At 44.7% G+C, this 25,116-nt stretch carries 19 protein-coding genes and 1 pseudogene; 15 read left to right on the top strand and 5 right to left on the bottom strand.

Annotation, left to right across the window (positions count from 1 at the left end; translation table 11 throughout):
• Positions 1-43: 43 nt before the first annotated feature.
• The gene (locus ST37_RS02525) at positions 44-1,045 is read right to left on the bottom strand and encodes a LacI family DNA-binding transcriptional regulator (RefSeq protein ID WP_242426197.1); all 1,002 of its coding nucleotides are present in this window, start codon (positions 1,043-1,045) and stop codon (positions 44-46) included.
• 326 nt (positions 1,046-1,371) lie between these two features.
• On the opposite strand from ST37_RS02525, the gene ST37_RS02520 reads away from it, so the two are divergent.
• From ST37_RS02520 to ST37_RS02495, 7 genes and pseudogenes are all read left to right on the top strand, one after another.
• Positions 1,372-2,724: an ABC transporter substrate-binding protein gene (locus ST37_RS02520; protein ID WP_084883530.1), complete on the top strand. Its 1,353-nt coding sequence runs from the start codon at positions 1,372-1,374 to the stop codon at positions 2,722-2,724.
• An 85-nt stretch (positions 2,725-2,809) separates the two neighbouring features.
• Positions 2,810-3,820, top strand: a complete 1,011-nt coding sequence (locus ST37_RS02515) for a sugar ABC transporter permease (RefSeq protein ID WP_084883528.1) — start codon at positions 2,810-2,812, stop codon at positions 3,818-3,820.
• Entirely contained in the window at positions 3,820-5,019 is a 1,200-nt protein-coding gene (locus ST37_RS02510; RefSeq protein ID WP_143698107.1) for a carbohydrate ABC transporter permease, read from the top strand. The genes ST37_RS02515 and ST37_RS02510 overlap by 1 nt, the downstream gene beginning before the upstream one ends.
• Before the next feature lie 31 nt (positions 5,020-5,050).
• Positions 5,051-6,142, top strand: coding sequence for a sn-glycerol-3-phosphate ABC transporter ATP-binding protein UgpC (ugpC, locus tag ST37_RS02505; RefSeq protein WP_084883527.1), 1,092 nt, complete (start codon positions 5,051-5,053; stop codon positions 6,140-6,142).
• A gap of 81 nt (positions 6,143-6,223) precedes the next feature.
• Positions 6,224-7,708: a sucrose phosphorylase gene (gene gtfA / locus ST37_RS02500; protein WP_084883525.1), complete on the top strand. Its 1,485-nt coding sequence runs from the start codon at positions 6,224-6,226 to the stop codon at positions 7,706-7,708.
• Positions 7,709-7,878: 170 nt separating this feature from the next.
• A pseudogene (locus ST37_RS19680) lies at positions 7,879-8,013 on the top strand (helix-turn-helix domain-containing protein); the annotation flags it as partial.
• Between the two features lie 93 nt (positions 8,014-8,106).
• Complete coding sequence (locus ST37_RS02495; RefSeq protein ID WP_084883524.1) at positions 8,107-9,267, top strand: GGDEF domain-containing protein; 1,161 nt, start codon at positions 8,107-8,109, stop codon at positions 9,265-9,267.
• A gap of 230 nt (positions 9,268-9,497) precedes the next feature.
• Here ST37_RS02495 and ST37_RS02485 read toward each other — a convergent pair whose 3' ends face one another.
• A complete protein-coding gene (locus ST37_RS02485) occupies positions 9,498-10,535 on the bottom strand; it encodes a zinc-binding dehydrogenase (RefSeq protein ID WP_084883520.1) in 1,038 nt (345 codons plus the stop codon).
• A gap of 119 nt (positions 10,536-10,654) precedes the next feature.
• On the opposite strand from ST37_RS02485, the gene ST37_RS02480 reads away from it, so the two are divergent.
• Positions 10,655-11,530: a LysR family transcriptional regulator gene (locus tag ST37_RS02480; protein ID WP_242426196.1), complete on the top strand. Its 876-nt coding sequence runs from the start codon at positions 10,655-10,657 to the stop codon at positions 11,528-11,530.
• Between the two features lie 349 nt (positions 11,531-11,879).
• The gene (locus ST37_RS02475) at positions 11,880-13,241 is read left to right on the top strand and encodes an MATE family efflux transporter (RefSeq protein WP_084883516.1); all 1,362 of its coding nucleotides are present in this window, start codon (positions 11,880-11,882) and stop codon (positions 13,239-13,241) included.
• Here the strand turns inward: ST37_RS02475 and ST37_RS02470 are convergent.
• Both ST37_RS02470 and ST37_RS02465 read right to left on the bottom strand, forming a co-directional pair.
• On the bottom strand, positions 13,238-13,819 hold the full coding sequence (locus tag ST37_RS02470; RefSeq protein WP_084883514.1) for a hypothetical protein: 582 nt from the start codon (positions 13,817-13,819) through the stop codon (positions 13,238-13,240). The genes ST37_RS02475 and ST37_RS02470 overlap by 4 nt on opposite strands.
• A 138-nt stretch (positions 13,820-13,957) precedes the next feature.
• The gene (locus ST37_RS02465; protein ID WP_084883511.1) at positions 13,958-15,553 is read right to left on the bottom strand and encodes an isocitrate lyase; all 1,596 of its coding nucleotides are present in this window, start codon (positions 15,551-15,553) and stop codon (positions 13,958-13,960) included.
• A gap of 181 nt (positions 15,554-15,734) precedes the next feature.
• On the opposite strand from ST37_RS02465, the gene ST37_RS02460 reads away from it, so the two are divergent.
• The 4 genes from ST37_RS02460 to ST37_RS02445 all read left to right on the top strand — a co-directional run bounded on the left by ST37_RS02460 (position 15,735) and on the right by ST37_RS02445 (position 21,069).
• Positions 15,735-16,691: a LysR family transcriptional regulator gene (locus ST37_RS02460; RefSeq protein ID WP_084883509.1), complete on the top strand. Its 957-nt coding sequence runs from the start codon at positions 15,735-15,737 to the stop codon at positions 16,689-16,691.
• A gap of 114 nt (positions 16,692-16,805) precedes the next feature.
• Positions 16,806-19,004 carry a malate synthase G gene (locus ST37_RS02455; RefSeq protein WP_084883506.1) on the top strand — a complete coding sequence of 733 codons (2,199 nt, stop codon included), beginning with the start codon at positions 16,806-16,808 and terminating at the stop codon, positions 19,002-19,004.
• Positions 19,005-19,247: 243 nt separating this feature from the next.
• The gene (locus ST37_RS02450) at positions 19,248-19,745 is read left to right on the top strand and encodes a GNAT family N-acetyltransferase (protein WP_084883504.1); all 498 of its coding nucleotides are present in this window, start codon (positions 19,248-19,250) and stop codon (positions 19,743-19,745) included.
• A gap of 133 nt (positions 19,746-19,878) precedes the next feature.
• Complete coding sequence (locus ST37_RS02445) at positions 19,879-21,069, top strand: potassium/proton antiporter (RefSeq protein ID WP_084883501.1); 1,191 nt, start codon at positions 19,879-19,881, stop codon at positions 21,067-21,069.
• Between the two features lie 185 nt (positions 21,070-21,254).
• Here the strand turns inward: ST37_RS02445 and ST37_RS02440 are convergent, their stop codons facing one another.
• Positions 21,255-22,028 carry a RelA/SpoT domain-containing protein gene (locus ST37_RS02440; RefSeq protein WP_084883499.1) on the bottom strand — a complete coding sequence of 258 codons (774 nt, stop codon included), beginning with the start codon at positions 22,026-22,028 and terminating at the stop codon, positions 21,255-21,257.
• Positions 22,029-22,518: 490 nt separating this feature from the next.
• Here ST37_RS02440 and ST37_RS02435 point away from each other — a divergent pair, with 490 nt between their 5' ends.
• Positions 22,519-23,220: a VC0807 family protein gene (locus tag ST37_RS02435; protein WP_084883496.1), complete on the top strand. Its 702-nt coding sequence runs from the start codon at positions 22,519-22,521 to the stop codon at positions 23,218-23,220.
• A 1,093-nt stretch (positions 23,221-24,313) separates the two neighbouring features.
• Positions 24,314-24,928, top strand: coding sequence for a hypothetical protein (locus ST37_RS02425; RefSeq protein WP_084883491.1), 615 nt, complete (start codon positions 24,314-24,316; stop codon positions 24,926-24,928).
• Positions 24,929-25,116: the final 188 nt, after the last annotated feature.

The following is a 25,116-nucleotide window of genomic DNA, read 5'->3' as shown; positions in this document are numbered from 1 at the left end:
TAAGCTAGAGTAAGCAGTGATTCGCTTTGATCGGCACGTCTATTTAACCGCTTGACCTAACAATAACTTTTGTATCTAAAGTCATTGAATGGTTAGGCAACTCACCGAGAACCATTCTTGCAGCAATTTCGCCTTTGTGCTTTATCGGTTGTTCGACAGTACTTAGGCCGTGAGCTTGCGACTGTGGTATTCCATCAAAGCCCACGATCCGCAGGTCATTGGGCACAGACAACCCCAATTCTGAAGCAACTTCTAAGGCCGAAATCGCAAATTTGTCGCTCATACACAGCAGAACATCAACCTTTTTACTTGATGTTAGCGCGCCTCGTATCAGGTGCTTTGTTATTGAGGGATCCAAATCATGTAGTTGCCATACTTGTGAGTGGTCGAATGAAACTCCGATCTCACTCATTGCTTTTACGTAACCGTCGAATCGGCTTCGTGAAATTGCTTCATCAATATTGTATAAGTTCTCCAAACTCTCCAATGTAATGGCGCTTTCGGCGTTTAACTTAAGGGCAAAAACCAACACATGGTCGTCTTTCGATTGAATGGCATGTTTAGCAATTTGATAGCTTGCATGAAAGTTATCTACATTAATGGAAGGCAGCTCTGCCTCCTTAAAATCGACTAGTACCGTCGGTTTATGCTGACACTTAATTAGGCTCAATACCTTTGAATCTGCAGGTTTGCCATAAACAATAAAACTGTCTGGAATCGTTTCAACTTGTGTATTCTTATAGTTATCAATCTTTGTAGGCAAGAGCAGCATGTTCACATGATGCTCATCAAGAGTCTGAGAAATACCGGCTAGAAACTCAGTCGCAACCGGGTCAGAAAAGTTGTAAGAAAGACTGTCTGCCAGAAGCACCCCTATTATCCCAGTCTTCCCCGTTCGGAGGCTTCTGGCCGTAATACTCGGCCCTGTATACCCAAGCAGCTCACACTCTTTTAATATCCTCTCTCGCAACGCTTCGGACAACTGGTTAGGTCGATTAAACGCATTAGAAATGGTTGCTGTTGAAACATTGAGTTGCTTAGCCATTGATTTCAAAGTTGTTTTTTTCTGGGTCATGTTGGCGAAATCTACCGTCAATTGTCGTTATAGAAGAAACACACAGTGGATTATTCTAAAACGATTAAGATGGCTTTAATACCTGTCTGCACAAATATTGTTCATAAACCGGACAGTGATCAAACTTCTTATATCATTGTAAATAAAAGGATGATCTATGCCTCATTCGCCTAACAAACTACTAGAAAGAATAGTCAAACAGGATTAACTTTTTATCGAAACTTAAACGATTAAGTTCATTTTAAACACCAAAGGTACTAACAATCATCGATTAACCAATACATGGAGTTACAAGAATGAAATCTACCCTACTTGCGAGCGCTATCGCTCTCGCTGTCTCGACATCATCTGCATTCGCAGCGGATCTTAAGTTTGCCCCAGGTGAAGATAGCCGTTTCAACTGGCAAAGTTACGAGCAATTAAAAGCAACGGATCTCAAAGGCGAAACATTGACTATCTTTGGCCCATGGCTAACAGAAGATAAAGAACTTGTAGAGTCAGTCCTTGCTTATTTTGAAGAGGCCACAGGCGCAAAAGTCAACTATTCTGGTTCTGATTCATTTGAACAGCAAATTGCCATCGACGTTCAAGCTGGTAGCCCACCGAACATCGCAATCTTTCCTCAGCCTGGGTTAGCTGCTGATCTAGCATCCAAAGGTTATTTGACGCCACTTCCAGCTTCAACCGCTGGTTGGTTAGAGAATAACTACGCAGCGGGTTCTTCATGGGTTGATTTGGGAACGTTTGCAGATAAAAATGGTGACGAAAATCTTTACGGTTTCTTCTATAAAGTTGACCTTAAATCTTTAGTTTGGTTCGTACCAGAAAACTTCGAAGATGCTGGCTACGATGTGCCAAATTCAATGGAAGAGCTAAAAGCACTAACTCAACAAATTGTTGATGAAGGCGAAACCCCATGGTGTGTTGGGCTGGGCTCCGGTGGTGCGACCGGTTGGCCGGCAACTGACTGGGTGGAAGATATGATGCTTCGTACACAATCTCCTGCAGATTACGACAAGTGGGTTAGCAATGAGTTGAAGTTTAACGATCCTAAAGTTGTTGAAGCAATTGAAGAATTTGGTTGGTTCATCTCCAACGAAGACTTCGTCGATGGCGGGTCTCGTGCGGTTGCTGCAACGGATTTCCGTGACTCTCCGAAAGGCCTATTCACATCACCAGCAAAATGCTACATGCATCGTATGGCCTCGTTTATTCCTAGCTTCTTCCCAGAAGGCACTGTGCTGGGTGAAGACGCAGACTTCTTCTACTTCCCAGCTTATGAATCTAAAGATCTCGGTAAACCAGTACTTGGCGCTGGCACAATGTGGAGCATCACTAAAGACTCTAAAGCTGCGCGTGCGTTCATGGAATTCTTGAAGTCACCAATCGCTCATGAAGTTTGGATGGCGCAGTCGGGCTTCCTAACTCCGCACAAAGGTGCAAGTGTAGAAGCGTATGGTAATGACACCTTGAAAAAACAAGGTGAGATTTTACTGGATGCAACTACGTTCCGATTTGACGGCTCTGACCTCATGCCAGGTAAAGTTGGTGCGGGGGCATTCTGGACCGGTATGGTTGATTACAGCGGTGGTAAACCAGCTCAAGAAGTTGCAGATGATATCCAACGCACTTGGGACGCTCTAAAGTAATCCTTCACTAAGTATGCGCCGTTAGGTCGTTAACCTTTCGGCGCAACTCTCATATGTGTAAATCTTGTTTTTGTAAGAGGCTACAATGGAACAATTATATTCCTCTTTGATAATCATGCTGTTAGGTGTCGCCAGCTGCATCATCTACTTCTTCGGGAGTAACTGGTTGCTAGGTGTTATCTTTCCTACTAAGCGTGTTTCCGAAGAAACAATGGCAACTAACTTAAGGCGTGCGGCAGTTATCCGTCCTTGGCTTTTTCTTGGTCCGGCAATGGCGTTTCTTGGGTTGTATCTCGTGTACCCAGTTTTCGACTCATTTTATCTTTCATTGCATGACCGTACTGGTAATCACTTTGTTGGCGCAGACAACTACATTTGGTTATTCAACGATAAGGAGTTCCGAGAGTCGTTGTTTAACAATTTGTTGTGGTTATTGGTTGTCCCAGCAGCATCCACTTTTTTTGGACTCGTCATTGCGGCACTAACTGATCGCGTTAGTTGGGGAAATATCGCAAAGAGTCTTATTTTTATGCCAATGGCGATATCGTTCATTGGTGCATCAATCATTTGGAAATTCATCTACGACTATCGCGCTGCGGGGTCAGATCAAATCGGTATTCTTAACGCCATTGTCGAGATGTTCGGTGGAACACCTCAAGCATGGATAACCATCCCGTTTTGGAACAACTTCTTCCTAATGGCTATCTTGATTTGGATCCAAACCGGCTTTGCTATGGTACTGCTTTCGGCTGCGCTTCGAGGTATTCCGGAAGAAACCGTTGAAGCCGCTGTTCTCGATGGAGCAAATGGTCTTCAAATCTTCTTTAAGATCCTTATTCCTCAAATTTGGGGAACCATTGCGGTGGTGTGGACCACCATTACTATTTTGGTACTTAAAGTCTTTGATATTGTTCTTGCCATGACCAATGGTCAGTGGAACACCCAGGTCCTCGCCAATATGATGTTTGATTGGATGTTTAGAGGTGGAGGTGACTTTGGAAGAGGGGCAGCCATCGCGGTAGTAATTATGGTGGCAGTCATTCCTGTCATGGTTTGGAACATGCGTCAAGCCAGTGCGCAAATGGAGGGAAGATAATGAGCCAACAAGTTGAAACGCTACCGAACACGGACAATAAAAATGCCAAGTTTAGCATCAGTAAGTTGCGTCGCTCTCCATTAATGATGCTGGTTCACCTGTCGGTTCTTTTAATCGTGATCCTCTGGACACTGCCGACTGCAGGGCTACTCATTTCGTCTTTTCGCGATAAGCAGCAACTCGCACTTACCGGCTGGTGGACTTCGCTTACCGCGTCGGAGCAAAACTTGGTGTATCGCACAGATGCGCCGGATATGCAAATCGAACAAGATGGCCGCTACGTATTATCAGGACAGTTAGACATCGACAATAAGCAACCTAATATTATTGCTTTTGGGTTCTCTTCTCGTGAGCCTAGCCGGTTTTTGCCTGGAGAAATCGCAGTAATGCCCAACGACGATACGCTCACCATCACTGATAATGGGCGCTATACGATGACGTCGTTAGAACCATTCACCGGTTCTCGTGGCAAGCGGTTATTTGTGACTGCAGTCGTTCCGCCTAAGTTTGGCTTAGACAATTATCGTGAAGTGCTAAGTGCTGAAGGCATTGGTCGGTCATTCATTAATTCATTAACGGTGACAATCCCAGCAACCATTATTCCGATCCTGATCGCAGCTTATGCCGCTTATGCGCTATCGTGGATGAAAATGCCGGGTCGCAATCTATTAATTGCAGTGGTCGTTGGATTGCTGGTTGTACCGCTGCAAATGTCGCTGATCCCACTGCTGAGGATTTATAACGACGTTGGTGCTTTCTTTGGTGTAGGAGCCAAGACCTATGTGGGTATCTGGCTTGCGCACACGGGGTTTGGTCTGCCATTGGCCATTTATTTGTTGCGTAATTACATCTCGAGCCTGCCTCGCGAGATCATCGAATCAGCGAAGGTAGATGGTGCAACCGATTTCGAAGTATTTCTGCGTATAGTGCTACCGCTGTCTTTACCAGCTCTTGCCTCGTTTGCCATTTTCCAATTCCTATGGGTTTGGAATGACCTACTCGTCGCAACCGTCTTTCTTGGCACCGGCGAAGAGCACATCGTATTAACCGCAAGATTGCGCGAACTTCTGGGTTCACGTGGAGGTAACTGGGAAGTGCTTACCGCATCAGCTTTCGTATCCATCGCCGTACCTTTAGCTGTTTTCTTCACATTGCAACGCTACTTAGTTCGCGGACTACTATCTGGCTCTGTGAAATAGACAGGCCTTAGACTTTATAGAGAATAATGATATGACAGGTTTATCTTTAACTAACATTAAAAAATCCTACGCTGACACTCAAGTACTGCATGGTATTGATTTGCATATTGATCAGGGCGAATTCATCGTTTTCGTTGGCCCATCTGGCTGCGGTAAATCAACCCTATTACGCATGATCGCGGGTTTAGAGGATATCACCTCCGGAGACTTATGCATTGAGAACTCACGAGTAAATGACCTGCCTGCTGCAATGCGTGGTATCGCGATGGTATTCCAAACTTACGCGTTGTATCCACATATGACCGTTTATGACAATATGGCGTTCTCCATGCGCATTGCTAAGCAGCATAAAGACGACATCCATCAGCGAGTAATGGAAGCAGCGCGCATGCTTCAACTAGAACCATATCTTGGGCGACTGCCTAAAGCACTTTCTGGCGGTCAACGACAACGAGTAGCGATTGGTCGCGCTATTGTTCGTCAGCCTAAGGTTTTCTTATTTGATGAACCATTGTCCAACTTAGATGCAGCATTGCGAGTACAAACTCGAATTGAAATTGCTAACCTCAAAGAGCAGCTCGAAAAAACGACAATGATCTATGTAACGCATGATCAAGTCGAGGCAATGACTCTAGCGGATCGCATTGTCGTATTGTCCAACGGTCACATAGAGCAGGTTGGTACGCCGCTTGAACTCTATACCAATCCTGCAAACGTGTTCGTCGCGCAGTTTATTGGCTCTCCATCAATGAACATTGGTGAAGTCACCCTTGAAACCGCGGGCAGTAGCAGTGCGATTGTTGCCGGTACAGGAACATCAATCACCGTGCCAATAGCGGCGAGTAAAGATCTTGAAAAGACCAAGCTAAAAATGGGGGTAAGGCCAGAAGACTTTGTGGTGACCACCGCAGGGCAAGCCTTGGTTAGTGGGGAGGTTGCTTTTGTTGAGTCACTGGGAGAGGTGACTTTGTTACATGTTCACTCAGAGCATTATGAAGAGCCAATAGTGGCGAAGTTGCCTGGGATCTTAGACTTTAAGAAAGGTGAATATATCAGCCTAACTGCTGATGCCGATAAAATCCATCTATTTGACCTTAACGGCCAATCACTAAAACACCTTTAAGCAACAAGCTATTCATCAGTGTCTGATGAGAGTCATTGCCTACGGCTCTCATTGGACCCTCCGAAGAGGATAAGAACTATAATGAAAAATCAAGTGCAACTAATTACTTATGTAGATCGTTTGACCGATGGAGGGTTGGTAAAGCTAAAGCAGCGTATTGAGCAACCTTTATCAGGGTTGTTCTCAGGCATTCACATTCTGCCTTTTTACTATCCTATTGACGGCAGTGACGCAGGTTTCGATCCCATTGATCACACGCGCGTTGATGAACGTCTCGGCGACTGGGGAGATCTCAAGGCACTTGGCGATGAATGCGAAATCATGGCAGACTTAATTGTCAACCATGCATCGGCTGACTCCCCAGAGTTTCAAGATGTCCTTGAAAACGGTGAAAACTCACGTTACTGGTCGATGTTCTTGAAAGAAGCCGATCTATACCCTGAGGGTATAACAGAGCAACAAGCTAAGCTAATCTATCGACCTCGTCCTGGTAGCTGTTTCAGCGCTAAATCCCTCGTCTCTGGCAAAACTGTGAATTTCTGGACGACGTTCACTGACAACCAGATAGACATTAATGTTGAAAGCCCGGAAGGCAAACAGTACCTAGAACGCGTGCTACAACTGTTCGCCGACAACGGTGTTAAAATCATTCGTCTTGATGCCGCTGGCTATGCCATTAAACGTAAAAACACCAGTTGTTTTATGATTGACGATACGTTCAAGTTCATCAGCGAACTTTCCGACTCCGCTAACCGACTAGGTATGGAAACCATCGCTGAGATCCACAGCCACTATCAGACTCAAATTGACGTTGCGAAGAAAGTGAACAAAGTATACGACTTTGCACTGCCACCTTTAGTCCTTCATTCACTGTTCACAAATAATGTTGATGCTCTAATCAAGTGGCTTAGGATTGCACCACGAAACTGCATCACTGTGCTGGATACCCACGATGGTATTGGTATTATTGATGCGGGCCCTAGCGGTGATCTACCCGGCTTACTCAAGGACTCCGAAATTGATAGCCTAGTAGAAACCATCCATGACAACAGCTCGGGTGAAAGCAAAAAAGCAACTGGGGCGGCTGCGAATAACCTAGATTTATACCAAGTAAATTGCACCTACTACGATGCTCTTGGTAAAAACGATTTCAATTATCTGGTTGCTCGAGCGATCCAATTTTTCAGTCCTGGTGCTCCTCAAGTATATTATGGTGGACTTTTGGCAATGCAAAACGATATGCACTTGCTCAGTGAAACTCAAGTCGGACGGGATATTAATCGCCCTTACATCAGTGACTCTGTGTTTGAATCACAAACCAAAAAACCGGTCGTAAAGGGCTTGTTTGAGTTGATCAAAATCCGTAACCAAAGTCATGCCTTTAACGGTGATTTTTCGGTTGTTGGTGAAGCAACCAAGCTTCAAATGAGCTGGAAGAAGGGTGAAGAGTTAGCCGAGCTTAACGTTGATCTCGACACGCAAGAGGCAACTATTAGTGTGCACCATGGTGAGCGCCACGTTCAATATAGCCTACTCGAGTTATCTAAAGGCATCGTAAATCAGTAAGGGCTCCTCGTCCCGCGGTTTCGATTTGGGAAGGAGTCTAAAATAAGTTCCAATAGAGGCTTTGTGGTATTAGTGCAGACAGAACCGGCACTTTGATTTGAAATGAAGAGAGTTACCGACTTTGGCTAAAGATGCTGAATAGGTAATCAAAGGCAATGGAGGTAACTCTCATACTTCATACGAGCAATTTAATCATCAAACACAAAGCCGATCTTCTTAATCTTGCTGAGGAGCTGGAAAATGTATCTAAAGCGTGCAAGATCATGAGCGTGTCCATAGATACGTCCTATCGCTATCAACAACTCAACGCCATTTAAATATCCAAATTTACCGTACTACATCGTATAAAATATTTGGTATAGTAAACAGGTATATAAACACAATGGCTGAGAAAAGGCATGGAAAACGTTTGGTTACAGTTAGACATTAGAACACTAAATTTTATAGTGATTTTATTTTCATTTATCTACTGTATTGGGTTACTACTTTTTCAAGTGACTCAAAAACCGATAGAAGGGCTTTCACTCTTTTCATTGTCAATCCTAATTATTGGTAGTGGCCCTCTTTTATTGAGTTTGAGAGATATTATACCTAATTACCTTAGTATCGTTGGGAGCAATACGCTCATAGCATTAGGGTTTCATCTTACGTTGTATAGCCTGTCTGTATTTCGAGGGTATTCGAGTAAGCTTTCTCAGTTTAGTAGTGTGTTGTTAATAGTTGTACTTGTTAGCTTTATCTATTTTACCTATTACGAGCCTTCGATACGAAGTCGGATTGTAGTCATTAGTTTATTTATGGTTTTCGTGACTCTAAGTACCGCGATTGTTGCCGTTAAAGGGGCAAATGAAGATTTACCTTTGGCAACGAAAATGATGGCAATTCCCTTTATTGCATATGGTGCCTTTATGGTACTTAGAATAGTGATGTCAATATCTGAGGTTGAAATAACAGACTTTATGCAAGCGAGTCAAGTTCACCAACTGACCTTCCTTTTTAGCATTGTCCTAATTGTCTCGATGAGTTTTTCAATGCTCTGGATGATTAACGCTAGATTACTACGGATAAATGAGCATCTATTGCATCAAGACCCTCTTACAAAACTGAAAAATCGTAGAGCATTAAATGACGCCATTCCCCAATTTCAACAGAAAGTTCAAAATACTCCAGTGAGTATCGTAATGTCTGATGTCGATAATTTTAAAGCGATTAATGACCAACACGGACATCTAGTTGGTGATGATGTGATTCAAGCGGTAGCAAACAACATTCAAGATAAACTAACGGATTCAGCGGTTGCTTTTCGATTAGGAGGAGATGAGATTATGATCCTGTTGCCCAGTTATTACCTCACTGACGCAGAAGACTGGACCAATCAGTTACGGCAGTCTATCTCCGAGATTTCACTCGACACTCAGCCAACGTTACAACTTACCGCTAGTTTTGGTATTGCTTTGTTATCTCCAACAGGCAATTGGAAGGAATCTGTTGAGAAAGCAGATAAAGCGCTTTATCAATCGAAAAAAAATGGTCGCAATAAGGTAAGCATTTCCGCATAGGGTTTGATTTGACGTTGCGACTGACGCCGTGTACTGGCCAGTTAATTATTGTGCTTTTCCAGACGTTTCTCGAACTCGATGCTCAACAAATTATGCCTTACCTCAGTTTTCAATGGGTATATCCACGTCTTACTGGCGGCTTTAATTGCTAGTTTTTCAAACGCGGAGATCACGACATGGGTAAACACCTGCTCCCAAGCGTTACCTCCTGTTTGCTCAGACACTTTAGCTTAAACAGATGTCATTTGTTCTGGACTCTCATTGCACTGAACCAAAACTTTTCCAATGCTGTTGCCACTTTCCAGTTCTTGATGCGCTTTGTGTGCTTGAGCCAGTGGGACAATGCTAGAGATAATAGGGTCAATTTCGGCCTTGTCTAACATGTCAATTAGGGACGTAAGAGTGTCACGATACCATTGTCTATTTTTATTGGCCTCAGACGGTAGTGCGCAAAAGTCAATTGACTTTCCGTTGGGGAGGAAATTTAGAAAAGTGAGCTGAATGACTCCTGCGAGCATGTTGAATAAACCCCCAAAACCACCACCAGAAAAACCGTAGCTGACGGTAATGCCACCTTTTTTAACCGTCCGCATCGTACGATTTAGATGCGCACCTCCAACTGGGTCAAAGGCAGCATCAACCCCTTTAGGGCAGTAAGACAGGATTTCCTGAACGAAATCTGTGCGGCTATAATCGACAGGATGTGCTCCCAGTTGTTTAACGATGTGTTGTTTGGTTGAAGATGCGGTGCCAAATACCTTTATGCCAAAATAGTGTGCGAGTTGAGCCAGTGCAGAACCAACACCACCTGCCGCTGAATGGACTAGTATTGTTTGTTTGGGCTGAACATTAGCCTTAGTAAATAGCATGCAATGAGCGGTTAAATAGTTTAAGGATAAGGCGCAAACCTTAGCGGGATTTAAGTGTTTTGGATACTTAACGAGCAGTTCACTTGTTATGCACAAGTATTGCGTATAACAACCGTACTTTGGGTTCAATCCAACAACATTGTCGCCAATGTTAAACTCAGATACCTCATCACCCACAGCATCTACGATCCCTGCAAATTCGTATCCAGGTACGAATGGGAGTTTGGGAGTTAGAGGATAGCCTCCTCTTCGTGCCATAACATCGGCCCAACCTACACCTGCGACAATAACTTTAACTCGAACTTCCTTCGGTCCAAGTAATGGTATACCAGTGGTAACCATTTTTAGGGAAAGGGGGTCGCCATGTGAAAAGATCATAGCACTAGTATTATGTTCCATTGAACAGTCTCCGTAGGTTTGTGATTGGTTCTAAGTGTTTGTCTAACAATAATTACAGTGATTTTAATATCCACATTTGTTATAAAGAATGGGTTTAAATGCAAGGTGGGTATACAAATATGAATATTGACTGGCGTTCTTGGAATGTGTTCTTGGCAGTAGCCGAGAGCGGAAGTCTGACCAAAGCAGCAGCTACGCTCAATACTTCTCAGCCAACATTGAGTAGACAACTCTACCAATTAGAAAGCCAGGTTGGACGCACCTTGTTCGACAGAAGTACACGTGGTCTTGTATTAACGAGCTTTGGGCAAACGTTATTGGAAGAAAGCCAAAAAATGGCTGCTTCAGCAAACAGGATCCAAAGGTTAATTCAGGGGCAGGACATTTCTTTGTCTGGTATCGTAAGGTTGTCGGTAAATGAGATGATCGCTCAATACTACATCCCTGAAATATTACCCAAATTCTTAGACTCACACCCAAACCTGCAAGTGCAAATTGTGGTCACCAACCAGATTACCAGTCTTGATAAACGCGACGCAGACATTGCGATAAGAATGCATAGGCCAAAGCAGCAAGATCTTGTTATTAAGCATCTATTTGATATTGAGCTTGGTGCTTATGCGAGTGACGCATATCTGGAGAAATCGGGTAAACCAATGACGCCAGAAGAGTTTTCAAACCATAGGATACTGGGGTACGATCGTGACAAGCAGCTTGAAGAAGGCGCAGCGGCCTTGGGATGGGATATAAAAAATGACCAGCTTTCCTTTCGTACAGACAATATGCCTCTTCTCGTTGAGTTGGCGAGTCATGGGGGAGGTATTGTTTTTACTCACCGAGATGTCGCCGAGAAAACAAGTCTCAAGCCTATAGATTGTGGCTTGGTCATCCCATCCTTACCTGTTTATTTGGCCTGCCACCGGGATGTACAACATAATAATAAGATAAGGGGGCTCTCGAAATTTCTTGCTGACCATTTAGGAAAAAGCAGCTAGCGTTAAAAAAAGTATTTCATGAAAAATATCCTGAATGAGCCACATAGTTTGCTGTTGTTTTAGCGTTCGCCCTTATAGAGTTTAGGCCGGTTGAATAAACCATACCAAGACTGCTATAAATCAAATGCGCCTAACGGTTGTGCCTGAAAACATAGGGGTTGGTAAAGACTTAGTCGGTCGATTAGTTTCACTTCGGTAAGCTCCTTAGAAAGCAATCAAAATACTAATTACCTAGCAAAACTAAAAACTGATTCAACCACGCGCCTAATTATCAAAAGCGTCAATCTCGTTATACTCTCAGCCTGTCAAGTTATCGCTTGCTCATTCATACCCTATAAGGTCTGCCTTAATGCCTGTTATTTCTCCCTCACTACGACTGGTTATCCAACGAACCTTGCCATTAACCGTTGGGCTATTTGCCACGATGATGGTGCAGTTGGTGGACTCAATCTTTATTGGTCGGCTTGGTGTGGATGAATTGGCGATCCATGGTATTACCTTGCCGTTCCAAGCTGCGTTTATTGGCGTCCAAGTGGGGCTGGGGGTGGCGGCTACATCGCTCATTTCTCAGGCGAGTGGAGCGAAAGACTCTGTTAGAGCCAGTAACATCGCAACGATTTCTGTGTTGGGAGGGACGATATTTATTGCGCTGCTGAGTGTGATTTTGTACCTCTTCAAAGCGCCTTTGTTGGATGCATTTCTTTCTGGAGAAGCGTCTCCCGAGCACTATGTCGTTCTGCAAACTATTTTTAACCGCTATTGGCCGTTTTGGTTGTTTAGCGCAACCTCTGTGGCGGCGCTGTATCTGGTGTCTTGTGTGTTTCGGGCCAATGAAGATTCTAAGTCCACAGGAAAAATGTTTCTGTACGCCAGTTTGATGAACCTGGTATTGGATCCGATTCTGATCTTTGGATTGGATTTGGGGATCATAGGGGCCGCTTTAGCCACTAGCATAGGCTACTTGTCGTGTACTTTGTATATGCTGCTAAGTTCTGGGAAAAAGCATTGGTTCAGCCCAATTGGCCGAGCACTCAAGGCGATACATCACGCCAAACAACTGGCTGCATTAACCGTGACCACCACGATGAATCAGTCCTTACCGTCAGTCAGCGCATTTTTGTGCATGGTGTTTGTTTCCAGTTTGGGGACTGACGCGATTGCATTTTGGAGCTTACTCGCTCGTATTGAGGGCTTTTTGTTGGTGTTCACCTTGGCGTTAACCATGGCGGTGCCACCGATCATTGGGCGCTATTTAGGGCAAAGAGAGCACAGTAAAATTAACGAAATGCTCGCCACGACAAGCAAGTTCTTATTGCTGTTTCATTTTTCAGCCGCAGTAATTGTGGGCTTTGGCTCGTCACTGCTCATTCCATTAATAAACAATGACCCCACAATACAGGGTTGGTTTAGCACTGTATTGTGGGTGATCCCATTTAGCTACGGACCATTAGGGTTATGTATGCTGGTGGTGTCGTCGTTTAATGCACTGGGTAAGCCCAAACGCGCGCTGCTGGTGTCTGTGGTGAGATTATTTGCGCTGTATGTACCGGCGATATGGGTTGGCACCTCCACCGGCGATGTTGTAAATACAGTCATCTGCGCGGCAACAGCGAATGTTTTGGCGGGTGGCTATGCGTGGCTTAAATTACAGCAGTTTTCTGCTACGCCAATCACTACTGAAGCACCAACGGCCACACAAGCTGTTAATTAAGCCTGTTCGCTCACATTTTCTTGCAACAGGGTGACAAATTGTGGAGCAATGTCTTGGTCGATGTACGCCATACCTAACTTGTTTAGGTACTCCATTCTATCGGCGCTTCTTAGGTCGATGTCGGGAGTAGGGTAATTGCACTGCTGGTAAATGCCCGCTAGATGCGCCATAAAGTGCTCGCCACTGTCCATCATTAATAGACTCATCGCACCGACATCTGGCTTAACTTTCGCAAGAGATTCTGCTGGGAGGGTCACCTCAAATACAACGGGCTCTTCGCTGCCTTCAAAGCGAACGCTGCGATCGCGCACTGTCTGTGTCGCCCAGTAATACGCTAACTCTTTGCTTTGGGTAAGAAATACGGGCTCTTGGGTGGGTGTAAAGGTGTTGCCTATGGTCGCCATTGTTTTTTGGGCCGCGTCGGTTAACGCCTTGTCACCAGAGCGCTTTAACCCCGATTGCACTATGGAAGGCACTAATGCAGATGAAGTACCGTGGTACCACACGTCAGAGGTGGTGAAGCCGTGCTCGGTGAGAAGGTGTTTTGCATCTTGTAAGTACATCGGAAGAGTGGTCATAAGAGGCCTCTACAAACAGGAAGTGAAGGATCGTTCTCAGCGTTTTTCATATTAGAACAATGAGTAGGCTCATCGTACAAAAGGTTGGAGGATAAAAAAGCGACATCTCTGCCGCTTTTTATTATCCGATGATTAGTATTAGAACTGGTTCGAGGTGTTTTTCTCGCCAGCGGCTTTAAGCGCGTTCTCACCGGCAAAGTACTCTTTGTGATCATCACCAATGTCAGAGCCTGACATATTTTGGTGTTTCACACAGGCGATGCCTTGGCGGATCTCTTTACGCTGAACGTTTGCAACATAACCCAACATGCCTTGGTCGCCGAAATACTCTTTGGCTAGGTTGTCGGTAGACAGCGCCGCCGTGTGGTAAGTCGGTAGCGTGATCAAGTGGTGGAAAATATTCGCTTCTCGTGATGCGTCGGCTTGGAAGGTGCGGATTCGGTCATCGGCACGTGTAGACAGTTCAGTTTCGTCGTACTCTGCGCTCATTAGATTGTCGCGGTCGTACGTTGATACGTCTTCGCCTGCTTCAACCATTGCATCATAGGTTTGCTGACGGAAGTTTAAGGTCCAGTTAAATGAAGGTGAGTTGTTGTACACCAGCTTCGCATCTGGGTGAACTTCACGTACGCCGTCCATCATCTCTTTAATCTGGCCAATGTGCGGTTTTTCGGTTTCAATCCACAAAAGGTCTGCGCCAGCATTGATGGCTTCAATACAGTCAAATACACAGCGATCTTCGCCTGTGCCTTCACGGAACTGGTACAAGCCTGATGGTAGGCGCTTAGGACGAACCAGTTTACCGTCACGGTTAAAGCATACGTCGCCTTCCGCCATATCCGCTACGTCAATCTCTTCAACGTCTAGGTAAGAGTTGTATACGTCACCCTGATCGCCTGGCTCTTTAACCACCGCGATTTCTTTGGTCAAGCCTGCGCCTTGCGAGTCGGTACGCGCAACGATAATACCGTTGTCGATGCCCAGTTCTAAGAAGGCGTAACGAAGTGCGCGAAGTTTGGCGTGGAAATCGGCGTGAGGGACTGTCACTTTACCATCTTGGTGCCCACACTGTTTTTCGTCTGCTACTTGGTTTTCGATTTGTAGACAGCAAGCACCGGCTTCAATCATTTGCTTAGCCATGAGGTAAGTCGCTTCTGCGTTACCAAATCCAGCATCGATATCGGCAATAATTGGCACAACATGGGTCACATGATTGTCGATCTGATCTTGAATGGAGTCTTGCAGAGTGACGTCACCGGCTTCGCGAGCCGCATCAAGAGCACGGAACAAGCCACCGAGTTCGCGAGCATCCGCTTGGCGCAAAAAGGTATATAGCTCTTCAACCAAGCCTGCAACAGAGGTTTTCTCGTGCATAGACTGGTCGGGAAGAGGACCAAAATCTGAGCGAAGCGCTGCAACCATCCAACCAGAAAGGTATAGGTAACGACGGTCAGTTTTACCGCCAAAGTGCTTTTTAATCGAAATCAGCTTTTGTTGGCCGATAAAACCGTGCCAACAGCCCAAAGATTGGGTGTACTGAGTCTTATCTTTGTCAAAAGCGTCCATATCTGCACGCATAATGTCTGCAGTGTATTGCGCAATATCCAAACCAGTCTTGAATTTGTTTTGTGCACGCATTCGAGCAGCAGATTCGGGGTTGATTGCGTCCCAAGGGGTACCAGCGGCGCGCTTGGCTACTTCGATCATTTCGATATCTTGATTGATTTGCGACATAGACTCGTCCTTTAGTTTTGTAGGGTACTTTCTTATAAGTTTCTTGGGCGTTCCTGCTTACTATTCCTGTAAGCTGGCGGTGAGTGTTCTCTCTTCGTAGAAACATCTAACCTTGGACAAAGTATAAGCAGCTATGTGATAATTTATTAAATTTATAGTTTTTATACTCGGTATTTTTCATATGAATATTAGTCGTATTGACCTTAATCTTCTTGTGTATTTAGACACCTTGCTAAGAATGCGAAATGTCACCCAAGCGGCCAACCATTTGGGGATCACTCAGCCGGCAATGAGTAATGGACTCAAACGGTTAAGGGATCTATTTGAAGACCCATTGTTAGTAAGAACCAGCGAAGGAATGATGCCAACAGAGCGCGCTTTGAAGCTGCAGCCAGTGATCCGAAATGTGCTGGCAAATGTTGAAAAAGCGCTGCAACCTACCCACGAATTTGATGCAGAAAACAGCACCAGAGTGTTCCGGATCATGGCCAGTGACTACGCTGAGTCGACCTTGATCCAGCCTTTATTGCAGCGTTTAAGTCAGGTCGCTCCCAAGATCCGCCTCGACATCATGACCCCCAGTGATGTGAGCTATCAGGATGTTGAGCAGGGCACAGTCGACATCATTATTAACCGTTTTGACGATATTCCTATGTCATTCCACCAAGTCAGCTTATGGCATGACGGCTTCTCGTGTCTATTTAGTAAAGACAACCCGATTGCCGAGCAATTTGACCTTAGGTCTTATTTAAAAGCGCAGCATATCTGGGTAAGCAAAACAGGTATGGGGACAGGAGTTGGGGTCAACCCGAGTGAGGTTCAAAAACTGGGCTGGATTGATGAGGCACTTATGCGCATTGGCAAAACTCGAAACATCACGGTGTTTACCCGTCACTATTTATCAGCCGTATTGTTTGCCCAGCAGCCGAATCTTATCTTGACCATCCCTAGTAAAGCCGCTCAATCACAGCGAAACAATCCCAAGCTGTTGATCAAACCTGCGCCTTTTGCCATCGAACCCTTCGAAGTGAAGATGGCTTGGAGTCCGCTGCTGCAAAGTAACCCCGATCACCAATGGATGCGGCAATTAATTAAAACTGTGGCCAATGAAATTGAAAGCGGAGTGGTTGAAATGTAACCAATTGCTGGCTATTTATTTTATGAATGACGAATATAACCTGCATAAATTGGATTAATTTTGGTGCCTTTTGTACAGTTTTAGAACAGTCTTTGATTATAAAAGAGAGATTCTATGAGCAATCGAATTCAACAGGGAAGCTTGAGCATCGATAGCACCCTCTTTGACTTAGTTAATCAACACGCAATTCCTGGAACGGGCATTAATGCCGACGAGTTTTGGCAATCCTTCGAGTCAATATTATCCGACCTTGCGCCCAAAAACCGTGCACTTCTAAACAAGCGAGATCAGCTGCAACAGCAAATTGATGAGTGGCATAAGGGCCATAAGGGCCATAAAGGCAATGCGTTTGATGCTAACGCTTACAAGCAGTTTCTTACGGATATTGGGTATTTGGTTCCTGAAGGAGAGGGTTTTTCAGTCTCGACGAAGCAAGTAGAGCCTGAAATTGCGACTCAAGCGGGTCCGCAGCTTGTGGTTCCTATAATGAATGCTCGATTTGCTCTTAATGCAGCAAACGCGCGTTGGGGTAGCCTTTACGATGCGCTGTATGGCACAGACGTCATCAGCGAAGAGCAAGGCGCTGAGAAAGGCTCAGTCTTTAACCCCGTACGCGGCGAAAAAGTCGTTGCCTACGCAAGAGCTTTTCTTGATGAAGCGGCGCCACTTAACGGGGCTTCACACAAAGACGTTGTGGGATACAGCATTGGCGGCGTTAAGGCTGGGCGTGCTCTTACGGCGACATTAGAAAATGATGAAGAAGTCGTATTGATAGATAGTGAGCAATTTGTGGGCTATCAGGGCGAGCCAGACTCTCCTAGCGCTATATTGCTTAAGCACAATAATTTACACATCGAAATTCAGATTGACCCTAATACTCCAATAGGCCGAGTAGACCGCGCGGGGATCAAAGATGTGCTAATGGAAGCGGCGCTTACCACCATTATGGATTGTGAAGATTCGGTCGCTGCAGTAGATGGCGAAGATAAAGCATTAGCCTATAAAAACTGGCTGGGCTTAATGAAAGGGGATCTGCAAGAGCGTCTTGAGAAGAACGGCAAAACGCTAACCCGTTCACTCAATCCAGACAGGCAATACACCAGCGTTCAAGGCGGTGAACTCGCTTTGAAAGGTCGCAGTATGCTGTTTATTCGTAATGTAGGGCATCTAATGACGAACCCTGCAATAGTAGACGGTAACGGCGATGAAGTCCCTGAGGGGATAATGGATGCAATGATCACTTCTTTAATTGCTATGCATGATTTGAAGGGCAATAGTCCGTACCAGAACTCGACGGCCGCGAGCATCAATATTGTAAAACCCAAAATGCACGGTCCAGAAGAGGTTGCCTTTACTACTGAGCTGTTTTGCCGAGTGGAAGATGCGTTAGGTCTTCCTCGTAACACCATCAAAGTGGGGATCATGGATGAAGAGCGCCGTACATCGGTCAATTTAAAAGAGTGTATTCGCGCAGCCAAAGAGCGAGTTGTCTTCATCAATACCGGATTTTTAGACAGAACTGGTGATGAAATTCATACCAGTATGGAGGCAGGCCCGTTCGCGCCAAAAGCACAACTGAAAACCATGACTTGGATCGGAGCTTATGAAGACCAGAACGTGGATTTGGGGCTTGAGTGTGGCCTTCAAGGCAAAGCGCAAATTGGTAAAGGTATGTGGCCAGAGCCCGACAATATGGCCAAGATGATGCAAGCTAAAATTGCCCACCCTCAAGCGGGTGCAAATACGGCATGGGTACCTTCGCCGACGGCCGCGACGCTGCATGCATTGCATTACCACCAAGTGAGCGTACCAAGTCGCCAAAAAGAGCTGAGCCAAAGAGTTCGTGCCAATGTCGATGACATCCTAACGATACCTCTGCTAGGGGACCAAACACTCACCGACAGCGAGATCCAAAATGAGCTCGATAATAACGCTCAAGGGATTTTGGGGTACGTAGTACGTTGGATTGATCAGGGTGTGGGATGTTCTAAAGTGCCCGACATCAATGATGTAGGCTTAATGGAAGACAGAGCCACATTGCGTATATCTAGTCAGCATTTAGCAAATTGGATCCATCACGGGATCTGCAGCAAAGAGCAGGTGATGGCCAGCATGCAACGTATGGCCAAAGTGGTGGATGGGCAAAACGCTGGGGATCCCAACTATCGAGCGATGTCGCCTAACTTTGAGCAAAGTATTGCGTTTAGCGCAGCCTGTGAACTTGTGTTTGAAGGATGTGCGCAACCAAGTGGTTACACCGAACCTGTATTACACGCCATGCGTCTGAAGCTTAAAGCGACAGAGCAGGTATAACGGTTTTTTGTGCTACGTCCATGCGTGGCACTTTTTACAAAACTGCCCAAGTTTATAGCGTCTTCGGACGCTTTTTTTGTTTAAAAATAGGCGCTAGAAGTGTTTAGATTCACCACCTGTTTAGAGGTTAGTGCCGAATACGATAAAATCGATTATTCTAAGGACTCAATCGTTAGATAAATAACGCTATCTCTTAAGATATCTCTCAACAGTGTCTCTATGGGTAGTGTTTCAAGAGGGAATATGGACATTATTTTCGAAAGAGTCTCGGAGCCAAGTCAAGTCGACACTGTTGTCGAACTGGCTAATATCATCTGGACCGAGCACTACACCCCCATCATTGGTGCTGAGCAAGTCAGTTATATGCTGGCTAACATTCACTCTCAGGCAACCGTTCAACAAGAAATACAAGACGACAATAACCATTACTATCTCATTAAGCTCAACGAGCAAGCCGTAGGCTATATAGGCATTAAGCTACAAGCTAACCAATTGTTCTTGAGTAAAATTTATGTGTTGTCTAGTCAGCGGGGGGCCGGAATTGGTGGACGCGCGGTGGATTTCATTAAGCAATTAGCTCACTCTCATCAGCTAGACACCATTTTCCTCACCGTGAATAAATACAACGAACACTCCATCGCGGCTTACAAGCGCATTGGCTTTAGGGTGATTGAAGAGATTGTCGCTGACATTGGTGCTGGCTATGTTATGGACGACTATAAGATGGAGCTTCAACTTTAGAGTCTAATGTCCGCGAAAACTGCCTCATAGGCTATTGAAACAGAAAGAATTGACACGAATTTCATCCTCTGCGTCGGCGGAGGATGTACAATTAACGGTGTCAGTTAGAACTACACGAAATAAAGGAGATTAGATGTCATACCAATTGGTACTGATAGGAATTGCCGCGCTAGTCGGTGTCGGTATTTTGCTGCATCATCCATCGCGTACGTTGGGCATCCCATCGTTGCTTATTTTTATGGGGGTGGGTTTATCAATTGGTAATGGTGAGTTTAATTTCGTCTATGACGACCTTGCCCTGACATCGTTAGTGGGCAGTATAGCGCTTAACATTATTGTTTTTGTTGGTGGACTTAATACGCCTATGAGTAACGTCCGCGTCGCGTTCAAAGAAGGTGGGGTGTTGTCGACGCTGGGAGTACTCCTCACCACTGGTATTTTAGCGGTGTTAGTGTCCGCGCTTATGGGTTATCCATTGCTATATTGTTTGCTCTTTGCCGCCATTGTTTCGTCGACGGACGCCGCTGCGGTGTTTTCCATATTGCAATCCAAAAAATTAAAACTCAAAGAGCAAACCGATACTATTTTGGAGTTTGAATCCGCTACCAATGACCCGGTAGCATTGATATTGGTGGTGCTACTCACTCAAATGGCGCTAACAAGTGGTACCAGTATGTCCGCTATGGATATTGGCATCGATCTAGTCGTGCAAATATCTGTTGCGCTGCTTATTGCGGGTGGCGTGGGTTGGCTTAGCGTGTGGCTGCTTAACCATATTAAACTGGAAGAGTACGGACTGATCCCAGTATTTGTTTTATGTGGGTTTATCTTAGCGACCTATGGCGCTGAGTTTTTAGGCGGTAACATATTACTCGCATCGTATGTCTTTGGCGTGGTTGTCGGCAACGGTGTGAAGCGAGGCCGTGAGGTCAGTAAGCACTTTTTCAACAGCGTTTCTTGGCTTGCTCAAGCTCTGATGTTTATTGTGCTTGGTCTGCAAATTTTTCCGCAGCAGCTATATAGCGTGTTTTGGTCATCGCTGGTTCCTGCATTATTGTTGGTATTTGTCGCGAGGCCTCTCGCAGTGCAACTGTGCTATTTATTGTTCCCAAGCGCCAGTTGGAGAAAGAGGCTATTTGTTTCTGCGATTGGCTTAAAAGGTGCAACACCGATAGTCTTTGCGTTAATACCCGCAGCAGCCGGGGTTCCTCATTCGATGACCATCGTCAATATGGTATTTTTTGTCGTATTGATCTCGGTGTTTATTCAAGGGGGCGCCATTGAGCCACTTGCTAAAAAACTGCGTTTGAATGAATCCAATTAGACGTCACTCTCGTTAATTCTGTGGATCAGTCAACGTCATATACCTGAACGACATCTATGAAAAAGGCGCGATGATGATCCATCGCGCCTTTTTACTGCTCATTGTTTACTGCTTATTGGTATTGGTCACTGAAGCTTCTAGCCCCAAGTGCCGTCGCTTAGCCATTTTAGCTCATACGTATACGCTTAGGCGGCTTCAATGTTGGTGGTTACATAAGGTACCCACGCATTTTGATAGAGATCTTTGGATATGCTGCGAAACCGTTTTAATTGGGCCAGCTCCATATCGTTATAGCTTCTGTTTTCACTCGCCGCTAGGCGCTCTATACGCTGAACTTGCTCATAAATATCGTGCTCTGGACCATTTTTAACCTCTGCGATCTCTTTTAAATGAAGCTGTACTTCAGCAATGATGTTAGTTTTGGGCAGTTGCACTAGCACATTCAAATCCCGATAACCCGAAGCGGTTGGTTTCTTAAAACGATTTTTGACTTTTACGATGGTCGCTTCACGCTCTAAGACTTCGAATACATTAACCAGACTAGGGATGTCGTTAGCGACAATGGTGGCTCTAGCCAGATCGGTGATACGTTCGGCTTTACCATCCAGTTCGTATTGGACTTTTTGTTTCGCTCGTTCTGAGGATTTCGCACCTGCAAAATACGCGCTGGACGAAGTGAGTAATGCGGTACTTTTGCATAATGTTTCGAGCTCAGCTTGGGCCTGATGTGCTTTGCTGTAAAGCATGTCGAAATCGGTATAAGGTTGAAGTGGGGTAACGTTGTGGTTAGGGATACCATAAAGTCCGCTCAAGCTGCGCTTGAATCGTGTGGCACATACCTGACCTTGACTGTTTGTTCGAGCATTGTCGGCGTTTGGAGCACTTGGTAGCGCGGCAAATGCCGGTACCCGCGTTAGCACTAGTAAAGATAGGGCTGCAGCACGTAAGAATAAGCTCATTCGCTCTCCTATTTCATATTGACTCAAAAACGGTAACGTAAAAAGGTGCGTTAAGACAAAATAGGTGCATTTAAGAGATGGGGTCGTAGGAAGTAATTACAATGTATGAAAGCCCATTTGCTCTATTAGTGTGATTTAAGTCTCAATAATATTCCTATAGTATCGAATCAATGTCGAAAATTAACATCGTCTTTGTGACGCTCTAACAGCGGTTACCAGCGTCAGTGCACTCTTAGACGTTATCACTATCAATTGCAGGTAAAGTCCGCAGTACGTCAATAAAATGGTAAGAGTTGTATCAAACTGCTACAAGTGCAAAGCAGAAATAATCGGGACGCGGGGAGTTGTTAGCAAAGTGAAATTTTACCTTTATCGTGACGCTTGCAACTGTTTGAGACAGATGGCGCGGTTTATTTACTTTACAACCGTGACCAAGCAAGGAACAATCACCCACTAATAAACTAATGTATCGCATTCACTGTACGTAACCATGACAGATAACACCACTAAAACTTCAAATCCACTTTTTGAAATCATCTTTAACGTTTTGATCCCTTCTTTAATCTTAATGAAACTGAGCGGGGAAGAGCACTTAGGCATTGTGCTTTCACTGATCGTAGCGTTGGCATTTCCTGTCGCTTATGGTGGTTTGGAGTTGGTTCGCAACAAAAAAGTGAACTTCATTGCCGTACTGGGTTTTGTCAGTGTACTTCTGACTGGTGGGATCGGCTTGCTCGAACTCGATACCAAATGGTTAGCGCTTAAAGAAGCATTAATTCCAGGCATTATTGGCGTTGCCGTTCTTGCCTCAACGTTTACAAGCAAGCCTCTGGTTCAGCGATTTATTTTTAATGACACCATCTTGAACATCGCATTGATCGAAGAGAAACTTAAATTAAACGGGACAAAGCAAGCATTTGAACGCAGCTTAATGAACTCAAACTACTTGTTTGCAAGTACATTTGGCTTTTCATCGGTGATGAACTACATCTTGGCAACTTATATCGTTACAAGCCCTGCTGGGACAGCGGCCTTCAATGAAGAGTTGGGTAAGTTAACGCTATATAGCTACCCTGTAATCGCCATTCCAAGCACATTGATGATGATGGGGATTTTCTACTACATGTGGCGCCAAATTCGCACCATGACCTCGCTTGAGACAGAGCAAATTTTTCATCAGACAGACAAGTAGGCTAGTCGCCGGTAGCGGATTACTCATTCAGTAAACTCCTATAGATATTCTTAAGCGAGCCCTATTTAATAGGGCTCGCTTTTTTATTCAACGTTTCAGGGCCATATTGAGTTTTTACCTTTTGTTAAAAAAAGGGGGGGATTACCATAGGAACTGAGATTTTTGATTAATAGAGACCTTATGTCGGAAGACAATAAAGAATGATCTGATTCAATTAAGTCTGATCGGTTTTTGCTAACTCGGTTGAGGCGGGGCATGAGGGCTAAGAGGTTAATACCCCGAAATGATTCTGCATTAGAGTTACTTTGGGTTCAACTAAAGCAGGTTACGTTTCCACTTCTTGGTATACTGCTGCATCTCTATAGCGTTGCTACTGAAACCGGTTCATGAGTGTAACCAACGAGAGACAGATTGAAGTAGTATTCGGTGATTGATGACTGAAAGCCTTGGAGGTATACAGGGGGGTAGCCTATCCGTTGATAAGTCCGATTCCCGTTTCCGCGCCACTCAAGGCGAACAGTCATCTAACAACAATATACAACCTGACCATTATTCAATCAATCTCATCGAAGTAGCTGAGTTGGATGCCAAATATGTTTCGCATACGAGTCGAGCATAGCGCAATCGCTCGTATTTGGGCTGTGCAACGCGAATTTGCCCCATTCCTTTTCAGCAGCGTTTATATCGCTAAAGTGCCCTGGCACTGTTAGCGATACTTTTTCTTATGCCCGTGATTGAAATGAAGCCCTCAATCTCTGCGCTCAGCCAAGTACTGACGTTACGTACAGCTCATCGAGCTATGAGTGTTAAATACGATGGAAACAATCTAAATCGCGGTACACAAGTCAGCTCGTTTCGTTGGAAAATTCACAGCGGAACACAAAAAATCAATGTGTTACCAATAGAAAAGGCTCAGTTTTGTAGGCAAGGTGTATTGATAATCCGAGCCGGCTCGTTTTTCCAACAGTTTTGTGTGGTTGAACCTTAGCTTTTGTGTGACTATTGATGCATTTACAAGGATTTTGGTCGGTTCGACGTTTCCTAAAAACGAGCCCGCCTACTAATAAAATCTTAGCTACAAAAGGTTATAAGATTGAATTGCATCGAAATAATTCAAGTTATTAAAGATATTGCTCTCGCTGGCGCTGCGATAACCACAGCTATTGTGGCGTACCAAGGGTTAAAGAGTTGGAGACGTGAACTTGAAGGGAAGGCTGAGTTTGAGATAGCAAGGGCTTTGGTATTGGCCACATATAAGCTTAGAGATAGCTTGAAACTCGTTCGTTCTCCTTGGATCCATGGACATGAGTTCCCAGATGATTATCCACTCAATATGTCTGAACGAACTCCAGATATAGAAGCGAAGGCATTTGCCCATATTTATACCAATAGATGGAAACCCGTTGTAGAGGCTTTACAGAACTTTGATGTGCAATCATTAGAAGGGGAAGCATTATGGGGTTCTGCGAGCAGAGATAAAACTAATGAAATGAGGCAATGCGCTCGGAACCTTCAAGTTTCTATTGAAGCGTTTATACATAACAAAGCCGAAAATAATGAAGACTTTAAGTCTAATAAAGAGTTTAAAAAGTCAATTGAAGCTGATGTCTGGGGTACAGAAAGTGAAGACAACAAATTAACTCAACAAATAAATGCAGCAGTTGAAAATTTGGAAAAAGAACTACGACCGTATTTAAAACGTAGCTAATAAATTGCCTAAGTCTGGTTAGTAAACGCGTGCCGAACTCGCTTCGTTCATACATGGCACACGTCCATTTACAGCCTAGCAAGGCGTTGATATGACCCCCACTGTCAATTAAAACGCCAAGAATTCTGCTCCCACATTTTCAGAGCTTTGATGTGTATCAAGGGATAGTGTTAACGCATAGGTGAAGC

This window comes from Vibrio sp. qd031 (assembly GCF_002100145.1).
Classification (GTDB): domain Bacteria; phylum Pseudomonadota; class Gammaproteobacteria; order Enterobacterales; family Vibrionaceae; genus Vibrio.
This window is presented reverse-complemented; position numbering and strand designations above follow the sequence as displayed.